The 14,334-nt window shown below is 68.1% G+C and carries 14 protein-coding genes; 13 read left to right on the top strand and 1 reads right to left on the bottom strand.

What is annotated here, in order from left to right:
• The first annotated feature begins 2 nt into the window (after window positions 1-2).
• From MHZ91_RS12990 to ccmI, 13 genes are all read left to right on the top strand, one after another.
• Entirely contained in the window at window positions 3-323 is a 321-nt protein-coding gene (locus MHZ91_RS12990; protein ID WP_239213958.1) for a chaperone NapD, read from the top strand.
• Window positions 307-2,802, top strand: coding sequence for a periplasmic nitrate reductase subunit alpha (gene napA / locus MHZ91_RS12985; RefSeq protein ID WP_175138464.1), 2,496 nt, complete (start codon window positions 307-309; stop codon window positions 2,800-2,802). The genes MHZ91_RS12990 and napA overlap by 17 nt, the downstream gene beginning before the upstream one ends.
• Window positions 2,803-2,821: 19 nt before the next feature.
• Window positions 2,822-3,298, top strand: a complete 477-nt coding sequence (locus MHZ91_RS12980) for a nitrate reductase cytochrome c-type subunit (protein WP_056569896.1) — start codon at window positions 2,822-2,824, stop codon at window positions 3,296-3,298.
• Window positions 3,299-3,314: 16 nt separating this feature from the next.
• Entirely contained in the window at window positions 3,315-3,953 is a 639-nt protein-coding gene (locus MHZ91_RS12975; RefSeq protein WP_056569895.1) for a cytochrome c3 family protein, read from the top strand.
• Window positions 3,940-4,614, top strand: a complete 675-nt coding sequence (ccmA, locus tag MHZ91_RS12970; protein ID WP_239213956.1) for a heme ABC exporter ATP-binding protein CcmA — start codon at window positions 3,940-3,942, stop codon at window positions 4,612-4,614. Before MHZ91_RS12975 ends, ccmA begins: the two co-directional genes overlap by 14 nt.
• A complete protein-coding gene (gene ccmB / locus MHZ91_RS12965) occupies window positions 4,580-5,245 on the top strand; it encodes a heme exporter protein CcmB (RefSeq protein ID WP_239213978.1) in 666 nt (221 codons plus the stop codon). Before ccmA ends, ccmB begins: the two co-directional genes overlap by 35 nt.
• A gap of 7 nt (window positions 5,246-5,252) precedes the next feature.
• Window positions 5,253-6,077, top strand: coding sequence for a heme ABC transporter permease CcmC (ccmC, locus tag MHZ91_RS12960; RefSeq protein ID WP_239213955.1), 825 nt, complete (start codon window positions 5,253-5,255; stop codon window positions 6,075-6,077).
• The gene (gene ccmD, locus MHZ91_RS12955; RefSeq protein ID WP_239213954.1) at window positions 6,074-6,256 is read left to right on the top strand and encodes a heme exporter protein CcmD; all 183 of its coding nucleotides are present in this window, start codon (window positions 6,074-6,076) and stop codon (window positions 6,254-6,256) included. The genes ccmC and ccmD overlap by 4 nt, the downstream gene beginning before the upstream one ends.
• On the top strand, window positions 6,253-6,711 hold the full coding sequence (ccmE, locus tag MHZ91_RS12950) for a cytochrome c maturation protein CcmE (RefSeq protein ID WP_218343432.1): 459 nt from the start codon (window positions 6,253-6,255) through the stop codon (window positions 6,709-6,711). The genes ccmD and ccmE overlap by 4 nt, the downstream gene beginning before the upstream one ends.
• The gene (locus MHZ91_RS12945) at window positions 6,708-8,720 is read left to right on the top strand and encodes a heme lyase CcmF/NrfE family subunit (RefSeq protein ID WP_239213953.1); all 2,013 of its coding nucleotides are present in this window, start codon (window positions 6,708-6,710) and stop codon (window positions 8,718-8,720) included. The genes ccmE and MHZ91_RS12945 overlap by 4 nt, the downstream gene beginning before the upstream one ends.
• On the top strand, window positions 8,720-9,241 hold the full coding sequence (locus MHZ91_RS12940; RefSeq protein WP_175124117.1) for a DsbE family thiol:disulfide interchange protein: 522 nt from the start codon (window positions 8,720-8,722) through the stop codon (window positions 9,239-9,241). The genes MHZ91_RS12945 and MHZ91_RS12940 overlap by 1 nt, the downstream gene beginning before the upstream one ends.
• 83 nt (window positions 9,242-9,324) lie before the next feature.
• Complete coding sequence (locus tag MHZ91_RS12935) at window positions 9,325-9,783, top strand: cytochrome c-type biogenesis protein (RefSeq protein ID WP_255809549.1); 459 nt, start codon at window positions 9,325-9,327, stop codon at window positions 9,781-9,783.
• Window positions 9,780-11,096, top strand: coding sequence for a c-type cytochrome biogenesis protein CcmI (gene ccmI, locus MHZ91_RS12930; protein WP_239213951.1), 1,317 nt, complete (start codon window positions 9,780-9,782; stop codon window positions 11,094-11,096). Before MHZ91_RS12935 ends, ccmI begins: the two co-directional genes overlap by 4 nt.
• Before the next feature lie 36 nt (window positions 11,097-11,132).
• Here ccmI and MHZ91_RS12925 read toward each other — a convergent pair whose 3' ends face one another.
• Window positions 11,133-14,333, bottom strand: coding sequence for a tetrathionate reductase subunit A (locus MHZ91_RS12925; protein WP_239213976.1), 3,201 nt, complete (start codon window positions 14,331-14,333; stop codon window positions 11,133-11,135).
• Window position 14,334: the final 1 nt, after the last annotated feature.

Here is a 14,334-nt window from a genome sequence, read left to right as displayed (position 1 = left end):
CCATTCCCCCCAATCAGCCCGCCTCCGCGCCCTGTAGCGCGCCGCCCGAGCTGCACATCGCCAGCATGGTGGTGCATGCCGCCCCACGCCGGCTGGCGGACGTGCGCGGCGCGATCCTCGCGATCGGCGGCGCGGAAATCCACGGCGCTTCCGAGACCGGCAAGCTGGTCGTCACCCTGGAAGCCCCCTCTACCGAAGACATGCTTGCGCAGATAGCGCAGATCCAGCGGCTGGACGGCGTGCTGGCGTCGGCGCTGGTCTATCAGCATTCCGACACGCTTGCCGCGATGAATGAGGAGATTGACGATGTCCATGGCTCGTAGAGAGTTCATCAAGCAATCTGCCGCCGCCGCTGCCGCCACGGTAGCCGGCATCCCCATCGTGGGCTACACGCAGAACATCGTGACGGAATCGGAAGCCGCCAAGCTGAAGTGGTCCAAGGCGCCCTGTAGGTTCTGCGGGACCGGCTGCGGCGTGAACGTCGCGGTGAAGGACAACCAGGTCGTGGCGACGCACGGGGACTTCAACGCCGAGGTCAACCGCGGCCTGAACTGCGTGAAGGGCTATTTCCTGTCCAAGATCATGTACGGCAACGATCGGCTGACGACGCCGCTGCTGCGCATGAAGGACGGCAAGTACGCCAAGGATGGCGAGCTGGCGCCCGTGTCGTGGGACCAGGCGTTCGACGTCATGGCCGAACAGTTCAAGCGCGTGCTCAAGGACAAGGGCCCGGAAGCCGTCGGCATGTTCGGCTCGGGCCAGTGGACGATCTGGGAAGGCTACGCGGCGCTCAAGCTGATGAAGGCGGGGTTTCGGACCAACAACCTCGATCCGAACGCGCGCCACTGCATGGCGTCGGCGGCGGTGGGCTTCATCCGCACCTTTGGCGCCGACGAGCCCATGGGCTGCTATGACGACATCGAGAACGCCGACGCCTTCGTGCTGTGGGGCGCGAACATGGCGGAAATGCACCCCATCCTGTGGACGCGGGTGACCGACAGGCGGTTGAGCAAGCCCAATACCAAGGTGGTGGTGCTGTCCACGTTCGAGAACCGGTCGTATGAACTGGCCGACATCTCGCTGACCTTCACGCCGCAAACCGACTTGGCGATCCTAAACTACATCGCCAACCACATCATCAAGACCAAGCGCGTCAACCGGGAATTCATCGACGAACACACCCGGTTCCTGGAAGGCAACACCGACATCGGCTACGGCCTGCGTCCCGAGCACCCGCTGCAAAAGGCCGCCAAGAACGCCAACAACGCCGGCGGCTCGCGCCCGATCACTTACGACGAATACGCGAAGTTCGTCTCCAAGTACGACCTCGACTACACCGCCAAGCTGACCGGCGTGCCCAAGCGGAATCTGGAAGCCCTGGCCGAGCTGTACGCCGATCCGAAGATCCGTGTCATGTCGTTCTGGACCATGGGGTTCAACCAGCACACGCGCGGCGTGTGGGCGAACAATCTGGTCTACAACATCCATTTGCTGACGGGCAAGATTTCCACGCCGGGCAACAGCCCGTTCTCGTTGACGGGCCAGCCGTCCGCCTGCGGCACCGCGCGCGAAGTAGGTACGTTCTCGCATCGCCTGCCCGCGGACCTGGTCGTGACCAACCCGAAGCACCGGGCCCGCGCCGAGGAGGTCTGGGGGCTGCCCGACGGCACCATCCCCGAAAAGGTGGGCGCGCACGCGGTCTTGCAGAATCGCATGCTGAAGGACGGCACCATCAACGCCTACTGGGTGATGGTCAACAACAACATGCAGGCCGCGGCCAACATGTTGAACGAGGGCTATCCCGGCTACCGCAATCCGGCGAACTTTATCGTGGTGTCCGACGCCTACCCGACCGTGACCACGATCTCGGCCGACCTGGTGCTGCCCACCGCCATGTGGGTGGAAAAGGAAGGCGCCTACGGCAACGCCGAGCGCCGCACGCAGTTCTGGCACCAGTTGGTCAACGCGCCCAGCGGCGCGCGGTCGGATCTGTGGCAGTTGATGGAGTTTTCCAAGCGCTTCACCACGGACGAAGTCTGGCCGGCGGACCTGCTGGCCAAGAAGCCCGAGCTGCGGGGCAAGACGCTCTTTCAGGTGCTGTACGAAAACGGCAAGGTCAACAAGTTTCCGAACACGGAACTGGACCCGGAATACGCCAACGACGAGGCCAAGGCGTTCGGCTTCTACGTGCAGAAGGGCCTGTTCGAGGAATATGCGGAATTCGGCCGCGGTCATGGCCACGACCTGGCGCCGTTTGACACCTATCACCAGGTGCGCGGCCTGCGCTGGCCCGTGGTGGACGGAGTCGAGACGCGCTGGCGCTATCGCGAGAAGGCGGATCCCTACGTGAAGGTGGGCTCCGGCTTCAACTTCTATGGCAACCCCGACGGCAAGGCCAACATCTATGCCCTGCCCTATGAGCCTCCCCCCGAGGTGCCGGACGAGGAATACCCCTTCTGGCTGTCGACCGGCCGCGTGCTGGAGCATTGGCATTCGGGGTCGATGACGCGGCGTGTGCCCGAGCTGTACCGCGCCTTTCCCGATGCGGTGTGCTTCATGCACCCGGACGACGCGCAGGCCATGGGCCTGCGGCGCGGCGTACTGGTGGAGATTGCGTCGCGGCGCGGCAAGATGCAGACCCGGCTGGAAACGCGCGGACGCAACAAGCCGCCGCGCGGCCTGGTGTTCGTGCCCTGGTTCGATGCCGGCCAACTGATCAACAAGGTCACGCTCGACGCCACCGATCCGATCTCGTTCCAGACCGACTTCAAGAAGTGCGCGGTCAAGATCACCAAGGCTTGACGGCCCGACGGAGACGCTCATGAACATTCGCGCCACTTCGATCGCCCTGGTCTTTCTGATCGGCGCCAACGCCTGGGCCGCGCCGACCGATCCGATGATCGATCCCATGCGGGGCCCGACGCCCCTGACCGAGTCGGCCACGCCGCCGCTGATGCCCCCGGTGGAAAACCGCGACGTGCGGCGCATGCGCACGTACTCGATGCAGCCGCCCACCATTCCGCACAAGATCGACGGCTACCAGATCGACAAGAACTTCAACCGCTGCCTGGCCTGTCACGCCCGCGTGAACACCGAGCAGACACAGGCGGTGCCGCTGAGCGTGACGCACTACATGGACCGCGACAGCAACGTGCTGGCCGAAGTGTCCCCGCGCCGGTACTTCTGTCTGCAATGCCACGTGCCGCAAACGGAGGCCAAGCCGCTGGTCCCGAACAATTTCCAGGACATCGACGTGATCCTCAAGCGCCTATCTGCTCCGGCGCCCGACAAGAAGTAAGGGACAGGAGCCCGTCATGGTCAAGCTCATCAAGCGTTACTGGAACATCATCCGCCGGCCCAGCGTGCACTTCAGCCTGGGCTTTCTGACGGTGGGCGGGTTCATCGGCGGCATCCTGTTCTGGGGCGCGTTCAACACCGCCATGGAACTGACGAACACCGAGAAGTTCTGCACCGGCTGCCATGAAATGCGCGACAACGTGTACTCGGAGCTGAAGGGCACGATCCACTTCACCAATCGTTCCGGCGTGCGGGCGCTGTGCTCGGACTGCCACGTTCCGCACAACTGGACCGACAAGATCGCCCGCAAGATGCAGGCGTCCAAGGAGGTCTGGGGCAAGATCTTCGGCACCATCGACACGCGCGAGAAGTTCGTCGACAAGCGGCTGGAACTGGCGCAGCACGAATGGGCGCGCTTCAAGGCGAACGACTCGCTGGAATGCCGCAACTGCCACAACTACGAATACATGGACTTCACCCGGCAGAGCGTGCGGGCGCAGAACATGCACTCGACCTATCTCGCGGACCGGTCCAAGACCTGCATCGACTGCCACAAGGGCATCGCCCACACGCTGCCGCACATTCCGCCTGGCCAGACCTCCGAAGCGACGCCGCCGGCCAGGGCGTCCAACGAGGTGGCCAATGCGGCCCGCTGACGCGCCGCTGCCGGTGCTGAGCGCGCGCGGACTGGTCAGCCGGCGCGGCGGCCCCGGCGCGCTGGATTTTGATCTGCACGCCGGGCAGCTATTGAACGTGCAAGGCGCCAACGGCAGCGGCAAGACCAGCCTCTTGCGCATGCTGGCCGGCCTGCTGCGCCCTTTGGACGGCGGCATCTTCGACCCGGACGGCGACATCCGCCGTGATCCGTCGGCGCACTTTGCGCGCACGGCGTATCTGGGGCACGGCAACGGCCTGTCGGGCGACCTGACCGCGCTGGAAAACCTACGGTGCAGCCTGCATGTGGCCGGCACGCCGCGGCGCGACGACGCGATCGCCGCCTGCCTTGACGACTGGCGTCTGGGCGCCTGCCTGCACACGCCCGCCGCGCGCCTGTCGCAGGGCCAGGGCCGCCGGCTGGCGCTGGCCGCCGTGGTGCTGGGCGCCAAGCCGCTATGGCTGCTGGACGAGCCCGACGCGGGCTTGGACGCGGCCAGCCTGGAACAACTGGCGCAGGCGCTTCGCGCGCATCTGGCCACAGGCGGCGCCGCCGTCGTCGCCTCGCATCGCGCCCCCGGCACGCCTGCCCATCACACCCAAACCCTGAACATGGATGACTACGCGGATGCTGGCAACGCTGTCTCAGTTGGCATTGCGTGAAGTCCGGCTGGCCTGGCGTCGACCGGCGGACACGCTGGGCGCGACGCTGTTCTTCATCGTCACGGGTTCGCTGTTTCCGCTGGCGGTGGGTCCCGATCCCGTGCTGCTGCTGGCGATCGGGCCCGGGGTCTTGTGGGTCTGCGCCCTGCTCGGCATTTTGCTGAGCCTGCATCGTCCCTTCGCGCAGGACTACGACAACGGCGCGCTGGAGCAACTGCTGGTGTCGCCGCATCCGCTGCCGCTGCTGGTGGGCGTGAAGCTGGGCGCGCACTGGTTCAGCACCTGCGTGCCGCTGATTCTTGCCAGCCCGGTGCTGGCGCTGCAGTTTGGCCTGTCGCCGAACGCCATCGGCATCCTGGTGCTGTCTCTGCTGCTGGGCACGCCGACGCTGGCGCTGGTGGGCGGCCTGGGCGCGGCGCTGACGCTGGGCCTGCGCGGCGGCGCGCTGCTGCCGCTGGTGGTGCTGCCGCTGTACGTGCCGGTGCTGATCTTCGGCGCGGGCGCCGTGTCGGCCACGCATGCCGGCCTGGGCGCGGGGCCGCAGCTTTCGCTGCTGGGCGCCGGCCTGTGCCTGGCGATCCTGCTTTGCCCCTGGAGCGCGTCGGCGGCGCTGCGCGTGGCGCTGGACTGAGGTATCCATGCACAATCCCTCCACCTTCGACTCCCCTCGCGCCGCCCCCGCGCGATCCAGCTGGATGCGCTACGCGTCCCCGGCGCTGTTCTACCCGCTGGCCGGGCGGATGATTCCCTATCTGGGCGCGGGCGCTGCCCTCTTCGCGGCGGCCGGGCTGTACACGGGGCTGGTGGTCGCGCCTGTCGACAGCCAGCAGGGCGAGGTCTATCGCATCCTGTTCATCCACGTGGCCGCGGCCTGGATGTCGATGTTCCTGTACCTGGTGATGGCGGGCTATGCCGCGCTGGGGCTCATCTTCAACACCCGCCTGTCGTTCATGATGATGCGCGCACTGGCGCCCACCGGCGCGATCTTCACGTTCCTGACGCTGTGGACGGGCGCGCTGTGGGGCAAGCCGACGTGGGGCACGTGGTGGGTCTGGGACGCGCGGCTCACGTCCGAGCTGATCCTGCTGTTCCTGTACCTGGGCTTCATGGCGCTGCAGGCCGCCACCGACGATACGCAGCGCGCGGACCGGGGCGGCGCGATCCTGCTGCTGGCGGGCGTGGTCAACGTGCCGATCATCTACTTCTCGGTGCAGTGGTGGAGCACGCTGCATCAGGGCGCGTCGATCAACCTGACAACCGCCCCGAGCATGGCGCGCATCATGGTGACCGCAATGCTGCTGATGGTGGCGGCGTTCTGGCTGTACAGCGCAGCGGTCGCGCTGGCGCGCGTGCGCGGGATCATTGCAGCGCGCGAGCCGGGCGCCATTCAGAAGATCGCCGGACAGATGGGCGGCGGACAGCCGGGCGCATCGGCAAGCAGCGCCCGGACGGAGGCGCCATGAGCTGGGACACCCTCTTTTCGCTACAAGGCCATGGGCCGTACATCCTGGGCGCCTACGGCGTCACGTTCGCGTTGATGGCGTGGGAAGTGCTGGCGCTGTGGCGGCGCGCGCGTCGAAGCGGCCGGCGGCAGGAGGATGTTGGCAGCCCCGCCCGTGACGCAGGAAGGACGCGCCGATGAGCCCGCGCAAACGCCGCGCGTTCGCCATCGTGGGCGGCCTTGCCCTGCTGGGCCTGGCCACCGCGCTGGTGCTCAACGCCCTGCAATCGAATCTGGTGTTCTTCTTCAGCCCGACGCAGGTCATCGCGCACGAGGCGCCCGCCAGCGGCAGCTATCGCGTCGGGGGCCTGGTCGAACAAGGCTCGCTGCAACGGGAGGCCGACGGCCTGACGCTGCGCTTTGCCGTGACCGACACCGCCCACGCCGTGCCCGTCACCTATCAGGGCTTGCTGCCGGACCTGTTCCGCGAGGGCAAGGGCGTGGTGGTGGCCGGCAAGATGGGCGCGGACGGCGTGTTCCGAGCCACCGAAGTGCTGGCCAAGCACGACGAAAACTACATGCCGCCCGAAGCCGCCGACGCGATCAAGAAGGCGGAGCAACGAGCCGCCTCCACCCTGCAGGCGGAGGCAAAATGATCCCGGAAATCGGCCTTTTCGCCCTGATCCTTGCGCTGCTGGTGGCGCTGGCGCAGGGCATCCTGCCGCTCATCGGCGCTGCCACCGGCTGGCAGGCGGGACTGCGCGTGGCGCGGCCTGCGGCCATCGGGCAGTTCGGCCTGACGACGCTCGCCTTCGCCTGCCTGGCGTGGGCCTTCGTGCACAACGACTTTTCGGTCCTGTACGTGGCAGCAAATTCCCATGCAGACCTGCCGGCCGGCTACCGCTTCGCGGCGGTCTGGGGCGGGCATGAAGGGTCGCTGCTGCTGTGGCAGCTCCTGCTGACGGCGTGGACGCTGGCCGTGGCGCTGTGCAGCAAGCGGCTGCCCTTGGCTTTCGTGGGCCGCGTGCTGGGGGTAATGGGCTGGATCAGTGTCGGCCTGCTGCTGTTCATGCTGTTCCTGTCCAATCCGTTCGAGCGCCTGATTCCGGCCGCGATGGCCGGCCGCGACCTGAACCCGCTGTTGCAGGACCCGGGCATGATCGTGCATCCGCCCATGCTGTACATGGGTTACGTCGGCTTTTCGGTGGCGTTCGCCTTTGCCATCGCGGCGCTGCTGTCGGGCGAGCTGGACGCGATGTGGGCGCGCTGGGTGCGGCCGTGGACGCTGGCCGCGTGGACGTTCCTGACCATCGGCATCCTGCTGGGCAGCGCATGGGCGTACTACGTGCTGGGCTGGGGCGGCTGGTGGTTCTGGGATCCGGTCGAGAACGCCTCCTTCATGCCGTGGCTGGCAGGCACCGCGCTGATTCATTCGCTGATCGTCACCGAGCGGCGCGGCGCCTTCCGCAGCTGGACGGTGCTGCTGGCCATCTGCACCTTTTCGCTCAGCATCCTGGGCACGTTCCTGGTCCGCTCGGGCGTGCTGACCTCGGTCCATGCCTTTGCCGTGGATCCCGGCCGCGGCTTGTACATCCTGGCGTTCATGACGGTGATCGTCGGCGGTTCGCTCGCCCTGTACGCCTGGCGCGCGCCCACGGTCGGGCTGGGCGGCGGCTTTTCGCTGCTGTCGCGTGAATCGCTGCTGCTGTCCAACAACGTCGTGCTGACGGTCGCGGCGGGCTCCGTGCTGCTGGGCACGTTGTATCCGGTGGTGCTGGACGTGCTGGAGTGGGGCAAGATCTCCATCGGACCGCCCTACTTCGAAGCCGTGTTCGTGCCGCTGATGACGCCTGCGATCTTCCTGATGGGAGTGGGACCGGTCGCCCGCTGGAAACAGGCAGAGCTTCCCGACCTGGGCAAACGCCTGCGCGTGGCCTTTGCGGTCAGCGTGCTGACGGCGGTGCTTGTGCCGCTGGCGATGCCCGGCGCTTCGCGCTTTGGTTCCCCGATGATCGTGCTGGGCCTGTGGCTGGCCGCCTGGTCGGTCGCCAGCGCCGCGGCGCATGCCTGGCAGCGCCTGACCGATGGCGACGGCGAGTTGCGGCGGCGGCTGACCCGCCAGCCGCGCTCGTGGTACGGCATGCTGCTGGCGCACGCGGGTATCGGCGTCTTCATCGCGGGCGTCACGCTGGCCAACGGCTACGAGGTCAAACGCGAGCTTCGTGTCGACGTGGGCGCCACGCAGGAAGCCGGCGGCTACCAGTTCACGTTTGCCGGCATCGGCCCGGCCACCGGCCCCAACTACACCGCGCAGCGCGCCGTTTTCCAAGTGGTGCGCGATGGCAAACCCGTGGTCACGCTGTATCCGGAAAAGCGCCACTACACCGTGCAGGACATGGCGCTCAGCCAGGCTGACATCGACAGCGGCTTCACCCGCGACCTGTTTGTGGCGCTGGGCGAACCCGTGGCCGACAACGCCTGGACCGTGCGCATCCAGGTCAAGCCCTTCATGACGTGGATCTGGACCGGCTGCATCCTGATGGCGCTGGGTGGGCTGCTGGCCGCGGGCGACGGACGTTACCGCCGCGCGCGCGAGGCGCAGGCGCGCAAGGACGCGCACGCCGCCCTACCCGAGACCGCGGGCGCGGCACGGGAGGGCTATTGATGCTGCGCTATCTGCTGCCGCTTGCCGTATTCCTGGCCATGGCCGTGTTCCTGGCGAAGGGACTGTCGCGCGATCCGCGCGCGGTGCCGTCGGCCATGATCGACAAGCCCGCGCCCGCCATCGGCCTGCCGGATCTGCTGGAGCCCGGCAAGACACTGGACGTGGAATCGCAGCGGGGCAAGGTCTGGCTGCTGAATGTGTGGGCGTCTTGGTGCGGGCCGTGCAAGGACGAGCTGCCCGTATTGCGCGAGGCCGCGCAGCGCCATGGCATCGCGCTGTATGGGCTGAACTACAAGGACAAACCCGACGAGGCGCGGCAGTGGCTGGCGCGCAACGGCAATCCGTATCTGGCGTCGGCCAGCGACGTCGACGGGCGCGTTGGCATCGAATACGGCGTGTATGGCGTGCCCGAGACGTTCGTGATCGACGGCGACGGCCGCATCCGGTACAAGCATTTGGGGCTGATCACGCCGGAGCTATGGCGTACCCGCTTGCAGCCGGTCATCGAGGCGCTGCAATGAGGGCCCGGCGTGTGCAACGCCGTCCGTTGACGCCGTGGCATCGGCTGCCCCGCAAGCTGCTGACGGTCGCCATGCAGGTCGCCATGCAGGCCGTCCTGGTGACCGGCCTGCTGGTCACATTCCTGACCCCGACGCCCCTTCGCGCCGCGCCGGCTCCCTCACCCGTGCTGTCACCCGAACAGGAACAGCGCGCCGACAAGCTCGCGCACGGCCTGCGCTGCCTCGTCTGCCAGAACCAGACCCTGGCCGAATCCAACGCGCCCCTCGCCCTGGACATGCGCAAGCTCATCCGCGGCCAACTTGCCGAAGGCAAGACCGACACGGAAATCATGCGCTTCTTCGAAGAGCGCTACGGCGACTTCGTGCGCTACGACCCGCCCTTCAAGCCGATTACCTGGCTGCTGTGGGTGGGCCCATTCGCGCTGCTGGCCGTGGGCTTCCTGGTGCTGGTGCGCACGCTGAAACGGCGCGCCGGCACGCGCGCACCGCTGACCGCGGACGAACGCGCCCGCGCCGCCCGCTTCCTGGATTCCGGCTCATGACCACGCTTTGGCTCATCGTCCTGGCCCTGCTGCTGGCCACCCTGTTTTGCCTCGTGCCGCCGCTGCTGCGCCGCACGCCGGCCGCGGAGACCGCGTCGGACGCCAGCGTGCGCGCCTTCTATCTGGCGCAGCGGGAGCAACTGCAGCGCGATCTGGCTAACGGCGCGCTCAGCCCGCAGGCGCACGCCCGCGCCGACGAAGAGCTGCAACGCGATCTGCTGCAGGACCTGGCGATGCGCCGTGATCCCCGCGCACGGCTGGGCGGACAGCGCGCCGGCATTGCCGCGGCGTGCGTGCTGACGGTGGCCGTCCCGGTGGCCGCCGTGCTGTTGTACGGGCAGTTGGGCAATCCGCGCGCGGCGGCCACGATCGCCATGGCGCAAACGCCTGAACCCCATGCGCAGGAGGCGGACAACGACATGGCGCTGGCGATCAACGCGCTGGCCCAGCGCCTGCGCGCCTCGCCCGATGATGCCGATGGCTGGTACATGCTGGGCCGATCCTACGAAACGCTGGGCCGCTACAACGACGCCATTGCCGCGTATCGGGAGGTGCTGCGGCTGGTGCCCGGCCAGCCCGTGGTGCTGGCCGATCTGGCCGACGCGCTGCTGTCGACGCGGCAGGGCCAGCCCGACGAAGACTCCATCGCGGCCGTCGCGCAGGCGCTGCAGGCCGAGCCGGATCAGCCCAAGGCGTTGGCGCTGGCCGGCATGATGGCGCTGCGCCGCGGCGACGCCGCCGAGGCGCTGACGCACTGGGAACGGTTGCAAAAGCTGCTGCCGGCAGAGTCGGAGGCGGCACGGCAGATCCAGACGAATATCGCGCAGGCGCGCGCCATGGCGACGGGTGGGGCTGGGGGAGCGTCGGTGGCGGCTGCGTCGGGTAACTCGTCCGCATCGCCTGCGGTGGCGGGGTCGACGCCGGCTGCTTCCGCAACGCCCGCCGCTCCGGCCGCCACGCCCTCCGCGCCCGCCCGCCTCACCGGTCAGGCCCGCATCGCCGACACGCTGCGCGGCCAGGTCGCGCCAAACGACACCGTCTTCATCCTGGCGCGCCCCATGGAGGGATCCCGCATGCCGGTCGCCATCCTGAAGATGCAGGTTGCGGACCTGCCGCGGGCGTTCGTGCTGGACGACAGCACGTCCATGTCGCCGGATGCCACGCTGTCCAAAGCCGGCAAGGTTCGCGTGGAGATCCGCGTCAGCCGCTCGGGCAATGCTGCCGCCCAGGCCGGCGACCTGAGCGGCGTGCTGACGGACGTAGGGCCGCGCGCCGACGGGCTGGAACTGGTGGCTGACACCGTCGTGCGCTGACCGCTTCCGCCGTCAGCGCTTTCGGCTCACACCCGTTCAAACCCGCTCGATCCGCGCCGGCAAACCCTGCCGCACCGCCGCGCCCGATACCCAATCGATCCAGACGTTGGCATGCTGGCCGCGCGTCGCGTCCCCAAAGCCCAGATCGTTCAGATTGACCCCCGCCGCCAGCGCCGGATCGTGCGGCATCGGCTTGCCGTCGACGACATGCGCGCGCGCGCCCAGCTCGGTATGCCCGTAACCGTGCTCGATGCCCACCGCGCCCGGCTGAACCCCATCGCGCAGCAGGGCCAGCCCCGTCACCGACCCGCCCGGCGTCACGATGCGGACCGTATCGCCGTTGCGGATGCCCAGCCGTTCGCCGTCCTGCCGGCTGATCGACACGGGGTTGTGCGGATGCACCTGCCGCAGACGGTTCACGCCGATCGACAGCGAGCTCATCAGGTTGGACTTGAACGAGCTCAGCAGGAAGGGCCAGTCCTCGCGCGGGTATTCATCCCGCATATCGCGCCCGTCTGCCAGGCGCGTCGGATACCAGGTGGGACAGCCGCTGTAGCGCTCGCCCGTCATCGCGTGGCGGAACCCCGCCAATTCCTCGCTCCAGACATGCAGCGGCTTGGCGTAGGCCACGCGCGTGCGGCGCGGCTGTTCGCCGGCTTGCGTCCACGCGTCTTCCATCCGGTCGAAGCGCCCGCCCCGGCTCATCAGCATCGCAACCTGCCGCCATTCGCCCGGCTTGAGCTTGGTCTGCAACAGGTCGCGGTAGCGGTCGACGCCGGTCAGCGCCATGTCGTCGTCGCTGGCCTCCGGCACCGGACGTCCCGCCGCAAACGCGATGTTGGCCATGCCGCGCAGGAAGAAATCCTCGGGCGTGTCCAGCGCGTACTTGCCGCCGTCCTTGTCCGAGATGGCGCCCTCGCCAAACCCCGGCATGCCCAGGCGCTTGGCGCACGCGATCAGGAAGGTCTCCAGGCACACCGGCTCGTTCGTGGCGGTGCGCGACACGCGCGGCTGCACCGCAGGCCAGCGCACGGTCGAGGCCTTGGCCACCACGTCGGCCCACGGCGCGGACACGCCCCAGCTTTCGTACGTGACGGTGTCCGGCACGATGTAGTCGGCCAGCGCGTTGGTCTCGTTGATGAACGGGTTGATCGACACCGCCAGCGGCAGGATGCGCGGATCCTTCAGTTTTTCCAGCGCCACGTGGCGGAACCCGGCAATACCGTACACCGGGTTGCTCATGTGGTTGAACCAGACCTTGGCGCGATACGGATAGCCCGCCAGCGCCGACGCCAGCATCTCCGAACTGAGTCCGCCGGTGGCCGGATACCAGGGCGCCGCAGCCGGGTACGCTGGTTGGCCCGCGGCCTTCTTGCGCTTGAACTCGCTGGACTTCTCGTACGGAAAGCGGTTGCGCGACAGCGACACGCCTTTGGGCGAGGCCTTGTTGGCAAAGCCGGCGATGTTGTAGCGCGGCCCCATGCCGTAAGGCGGAAATGGCCCGGCATCCAGCACCAGTCCGCCCTCGACGTTCAGGTTGCCTACCAGCGTGTTCAGCATGGCGATGGCGTAGGCGGTGTAGAAGCCCGACCCGCTCATCGTGCCGCCGTGCGCATCGGCCACGGCGCGCTTGCCGTGGCTGGTGAAGCGTTCGGCCAGCGACGCGATCTTGGCCGCCGGCACCCCGCAAAGCGCGGCGTACTCGTCCAGCGTCTTGCGGCGCGACTCCTCGCGCAGCAGGGACAGCGAGGTCCGCACCCGCAGCGCCTCCGGGCTACCTGCCATGCCGGGCGCGGCGATGGTGTCGTCCACAAACAGTTCCGCCGACGACGCCGTCGTGTGCGGCGCCAGCGTGCCGTCGGCCAGACGCACGACATACACGTCCTCCCATTTCTCGTCCGCATCGGCCGGGCGCGCCCAGCCCATGTCGGCGCCACGCAGAAACGCGCCCAGGCGAGGATGGTCCGGTTCGGCCACCACCAGATGCGTCGCGTTGGTCCACGCCGCCTCGCCCGCCGCCTTCATGGCGTTCGGGCCGGGTTGCGACAGCATGCGCGCGTCGAAACGTTCGTTGTCCAGAATCCAGCGGATCAGGCCCATCGCCAGCGCAAGGTCGCTGGCCGGATTGACCGGCACCCATTCATTGCCCGATCCCGCCGACAGGCTGGACGAGGCCGGCAGCACGGGCGACACCACCACGTAGGTGAACGCGGCTTCCCCGGGCCGCACCCGCGCCTCGGCCAATTGGCGGGCCTGGCGCTGAAACGGATTGCCGGCCTGCGCCGGCGCCGCACCGATGAACAGCCCGAAGCGCGCGTTGTCCCAATCCGGCTTGCCGTGCGGCATGCCTTTCAGGTCGCCAAGCGCCGCGCCCGCGCCCACCCGGAAGCTCTGGCCGCAGTACGAGCCGTGATTGCTGAAGTTGACCGTGCCAAACGACTGCCCGGCAAAGCGCTGGATCAGCGGCGTGCGCCCTTCGTTGGACGCGTCGGTAAAGAGGAACTGGTTGACCTTCGCGCCGTACTCCGGATTGTCCGGGTCCAGCGGCGTCTCGCGGTCGAAGATCGCGCGCAGGCCGTCCACGTGGCCTTCGCCGAACAGGTCGCCGCCTTCACAGACTTCCTGCACCAGTTGCTCGAAGCTGATCGTCTGCCATTTGCCGTCGCCGCGCTTGCCGGCGCGCTTCATCGGCTGCAATACCCGGTACGGGCTGTCCATCTGCTCCAGCATGGCCGAACCGCGCGCACACGACGTGGCGCGCCCTTCGAGCCCGCTATCGCCGCCCAGTTGCGCATAGACATCGCGCACGGGCGTGTCCATCGCGGCGGGCCGCGTCGTGGCCAGCGGGTGGTACGGGTTGCCGGCCACGCGCAGGATGCGGTTCTCAGCGGTATCCACGCGCAGCCGCACACCGCATTGCGTCCAGCAGCCCAGGCAGCTCGACGGGCTGACGATCTGGCCCGGCTGGGCGCTCAGCGCACCGGTCAGCGGATCGATGCGGAACTCCGGCGTCAGCGAATTGCCCCGCACGGCGTGCGTCGTCGGCACGCCCGCGGTGCCCTGCGCCAGGCCCTTCACCGCCTTGACGACGGTGTCGCCATAGCCCGCCGCAAACGCCGCCATACCGCCGGCCACCATGCCGCCGCGCATCATCAGCTTGCGCCGTGCCTCGTCGCGCGGCTGGTCCGGGCCATCGTCAGCGCCGCGACGTTTGTGATCTTCGTGTTGCTTGTCCATT

This window comes from Achromobacter sp. ACRQX (assembly GCF_022346505.1).
GTDB lineage: Bacteria > Pseudomonadota > Gammaproteobacteria > Burkholderiales > Burkholderiaceae_B > Achromobacter > Achromobacter animicus.
This window is presented reverse-complemented; position numbering and strand designations above follow the sequence as displayed.

Excerpts from the sequence above, each read along its gene's own strand:
- ccmB (WP_239213978.1), top strand. The coding sequence starts at position 4,580 with ATGCTGGCAACGCTGTCTCAGTTGGCATTGCGTGAAGTCCGGCTGGCC.
- MHZ91_RS12975 (WP_056569895.1), top strand. The coding sequence starts at position 3,315 with ATGGTCAAGCTCATCAAGCGTTACTGGAACATCATCCGCCGGCCCAGC.
- ccmD (WP_239213954.1), top strand. The coding sequence starts at position 6,074 with ATGAGCTGGGACACCCTCTTTTCGCTACAAGGCCATGGGCCGTACATC.
- MHZ91_RS12935 (WP_255809549.1), top strand. The coding sequence starts at position 9,325 with ATGCAGGCCGTCCTGGTGACCGGCCTGCTGGTCACATTCCTGACCCCG.
- ccmI (WP_239213951.1), top strand. The coding sequence starts at position 9,780 with ATGACCACGCTTTGGCTCATCGTCCTGGCCCTGCTGCTGGCCACCCTG.
- ccmE (WP_218343432.1), top strand. The coding sequence starts at position 6,253 with ATGAGCCCGCGCAAACGCCGCGCGTTCGCCATCGTGGGCGGCCTTGCC.
- MHZ91_RS12925 (WP_239213976.1), bottom strand. The coding sequence starts at position 14,333 with ATGGACAAGCAACACGAAGATCACAAACGTCGCGGCGCTGACGATGGC.
- MHZ91_RS12940 (WP_175124117.1), top strand. The coding sequence starts at position 8,720 with ATGCTGCGCTATCTGCTGCCGCTTGCCGTATTCCTGGCCATGGCCGTG.
- ccmC (WP_239213955.1), top strand. The coding sequence starts at position 5,253 with ATGCACAATCCCTCCACCTTCGACTCCCCTCGCGCCGCCCCCGCGCGA.
- ccmA (WP_239213956.1), top strand. The coding sequence starts at position 3,940 with ATGCGGCCCGCTGACGCGCCGCTGCCGGTGCTGAGCGCGCGCGGACTG.
- MHZ91_RS12945 (WP_239213953.1), top strand. The coding sequence starts at position 6,708 with ATGATCCCGGAAATCGGCCTTTTCGCCCTGATCCTTGCGCTGCTGGTG.
- napA (WP_175138464.1), top strand. The coding sequence starts at position 307 with ATGTCCATGGCTCGTAGAGAGTTCATCAAGCAATCTGCCGCCGCCGCT.
- MHZ91_RS12980 (WP_056569896.1), top strand. The coding sequence starts at position 2,822 with ATGAACATTCGCGCCACTTCGATCGCCCTGGTCTTTCTGATCGGCGCC.